Source organism: Microbacterium sp. Bi128, assembly GCF_918698205.1.
The window spans coordinates 1-2983 of sequence record NZ_CAKKMM010000590.1; the positions used below are offsets into that span (position 1 = coordinate 1).

The following is a 2983-nucleotide window of genomic DNA, read 5'->3' on the forward strand; positions in this document are numbered from 1 at the left end:
GCCGAGTCCGTTCTGCCGCAGCTGCTGCAGGCCGGCCAGCAGGCGTTCGGCGTCCTCCAGCCGTGAGCCGAGGCCGAAGCTGGCCCGCAGGGAGCCGGCGGGCAGGCCGAGCCGCTTGAGCAGCGGGTGGGCGCAGAAGCGGCCGTCGCGCAGGCCAATGCCGTGTTCGGCCGACAGGTAGGCGGCCACCAGTCCGGCGTCGTAGCCTTCCACGGAAAAGTTCACGACGCCGATCGTGCCGGTGTCCGGCTGATCGCCTCCAGTGGAAGAAGCGGAGGAAGAATCGGAAGCCGAATCGGCAAAGATCCGGTGCACGGTTACTCCCTCGATGCCCTGGAGGCCCCCGACGAGGAAGGACCGGATGGCGTCCTCGTGGGCCTGCCACTGCTCCGGGTCCAGGGCCGCAATGACCTGGGTGGCGCGGGCGAGGGCCGCCGCGCCGAGGACGTTCGGCGAGGCGCCCTCGTGCCGGGCAGGTCCCGTGGTCCAGCTGACGGAGTCGAGCCGGGCATCGCGGACCGCGCCGCCGCCGGCCAGGTGCGGGGTGCCGGCGTCGAGCCAGTCCGTCCGCCCCACCAGCACGCCGGCGCCGAACGGGGCGTACAGCTTGTGTCCCGAGAAGGCGAGGTAATCGACGTCGTCCGCGGCGATATTGATCCGCCGGTGCGGGGCGAGCTGCGCGGCGTCGACAACGATCCTGGCGCCGTATTCGTGCGCCAGTGCGGCCAGGGTCCGGATCGGGAGGATCTCTCCGGTGACGTTGGAGGCGCCGGTGACGGCCAACAGGCTGACGCCGCCGCGGGCGAGTTCGTCGCGCAGGCGGTCCACGGTGGCCGCGAGGGTGGCGGCGGCCACGACGCTGCGGTGCGGGACATTCTGCCAGGGCAGGAGGTTGGCGTGGTGTTCGATGTCGAGGTAGAGGACCTCGCCCGCGGGCCGCCCGTCGCGCAGCGGCAGGCAGCCGGCCAGCAGGTTCAGGGAATCGGTGGTGTTGCGCGTGAAGATCACGGAATCGCCGGGCCGGCCGCCCACGAAGTCCCGCACGATGTCCCGGGCGTTCTCGTAGACGGAGGTGCTGATCTGTGATGCGTAGCCGGCGCCGCGGTGCACGCTTGCGTAGTACGGCAGGATTTCGTTCAGGTAGGCCGAGACCACGGACAGGGCCGGGGCGGAGGCGCCGTAGTCGAGGTTGGCGTAGCGCGCGTGGCCGCCGGTGATCAGCGGGGCCTGGATTTCGGCCCCGGTGACGGCTGCCAGCGGGCGGGCCGCGAGGGCAAGCCGTGCATGGAATTCAGGGGCAACGGGGAAAATGGCAGTTGTCATGGGACCTCACTCGAACAGGACCCCACACCGTGGGAATCCGCGCTTGCCGGGTCCGTTCCGGACCGGCCAGGTCGTCACCCGGGGCACCCCACCGCGACTGGAGGGTTGCCGGCCAGCAAACCGGGGTTTAGCGCTGGCACTCGTGACCTGCATCGAGCGTAGGACATCGGCGCAGCCGGGGAAAAGGCGGCCGCCGATTGTGAAGCGGAATATTACGGGCGCGGATCAGTTGTTCGGGTGGGCCTGAAAGAGGTCGTCGAGTCCGGGGTTGAGCCGATTGAGGACTTCCGAGTGCAGGATCGAATTGGTGGCCAGGGCGTTGCCGCCGAAGGGGCCGTCCTCGCCTTCGAGCGAGGTGAAGCGGCCGCCGGCCTCGGTCACGATCGGCACCAGGGCGGCCATGTCGTAGAGATTCAGCTCGGGTTCGCAGGCGATGTCCACGGCGCCCTCGGCCACGAGGCAGTACGACCAGAAGTCACCGTAGGCGCGGGTCCGCCACACTTCCTCGGTCAGGCCCAGGAACTCATCCAGGTTCCCGCGTTCCTTCCAGCCGCCAAGGCTGGAGTAGGACAGCGAGGCGTCCTCGAGATTGGAGACGTTGGATACCTTCAACCGTGTGGCGGCGGCGAGCGAGCGGCCCGTGTAGGCGCCTGCACCCTTGGCGGCCCACCAGCGCTTGCCCAGTGCCGGCGCGCTGACGACGCCGACCACCGGCTCGCCCTCATCGACGAGGGCGATCAGGGTGGCCCAGACCGGGACGCCGCGGACAAAGTTCTTCGTGCCGTCGATCGGGTCGATGATCCACCGGCGGGAACCGTGGCCCGAGCTGCCGAACTCTTCGCCCAGGACCGCGTCACGCGGACGTGACCGGGAGAGCTGGCCGCGGATGGCCTCTTCCGCGGACTTGTCGGCATCGGTGACGGGTGTGAGGTCGGGCTTCGTCTCGATCCGAAGGTCGAGCGCCTTGAAGCGGCTCATGGTCTGGGAATCGACCGAATCTGCCAGTACATGGGCAAGGCGCAGGTCATCGTTATAGCTCGAAGCGGGTTGGCTCATGGTTCCAAACTACCGTCAAACCGGGCCGCCGGGCGGGAGGCCGCGGCTCGGCGCCGCCGCCCCGCTGCCGGTCCGGCTAGGAGACGGTGCCCAGTTCCTTGGTTTCCTGCGCTTCCATCCGCGGGTCCGTGCCCAGCAGCCGGCGCAGGGACGCGAGCCTGGCCGGTCCCGAGGGCCCCGCGTGCCCGGCCGCAACCCACTTGTCGACGCCGCAGTTGACGGCGGTGGAGTCATGCTTGCAGCCGCGTTCGCAATCATCGGTGCCGGGTTCCAGGTCCGGGAAGGAACGCAGGATCCGGTCCGGGTCCACGTGGGCCAGGCCGAAGGACCGGATGCCGGTGGTGTCGATGATCCAGCTGCCGGCCGGGGCATCGTTGACTTTGAGCGCCAGTGCCGAGGAGGACGTGTGGCGGCCGCGGCCGGTTACCGCGTTCACGCCTCCCGTGGCCCGCTCGGCCCCGGTCAGGGCGTTGACCATGGTGGACTTGCCGACGCCGGAATGGCCCAGCATCACGGTGACCTTGCCGTCGAGGTAGTCGCGCAGCTGGGATACCGCGTCCTTGTCGAGCCGGGCGGAGAGCCCGTCGTCGGAGCGGGCGTCGAT

At 69.7% G+C, this 2983-nt stretch carries 3 protein-coding genes and 1 riboswitch; all 3 genes read right to left on the reverse strand.

Going from position 1 to position 2983, the window contains the following annotated elements; genetic code table 11:
* Positions 1 to 1323, reverse strand: a 1323-nt coding sequence (locus LQV45_RS23390; RefSeq protein ID WP_230009040.1) for an aminotransferase class V-fold PLP-dependent enzyme, incomplete at its 3' end; no start/stop codon positions are given.
* Positions 1324 to 1357: 34 nt separating this feature from the next.
* A riboswitch (SAM riboswitch) is annotated at positions 1358 to 1471 on the reverse strand.
* 77 nt (positions 1472 to 1548) lie between these two features.
* On the reverse strand, positions 1549 to 2379 hold the full coding sequence (hisN, locus tag LQV45_RS23395) for a histidinol-phosphatase (protein ID WP_230009041.1): 831 nt from the start codon (positions 2377 to 2379) through the stop codon (positions 1549 to 1551).
* A gap of 76 nt (positions 2380 to 2455) precedes the next feature.
* Positions 2456 to 2983: GTPase RsgA (gene rsgA / locus LQV45_RS23400; protein WP_230009042.1), on the reverse strand; the 528-nt coding region annotated here is incomplete at its 5' end.

Coding starts and splice junctions, on each gene's coding strand:
- hisN (WP_230009041.1), bottom strand. CDS start 2,379: ATGAGCCAACCCGCTTCGAGCTATAACGATGACCTGCGCCTTGCCCAT.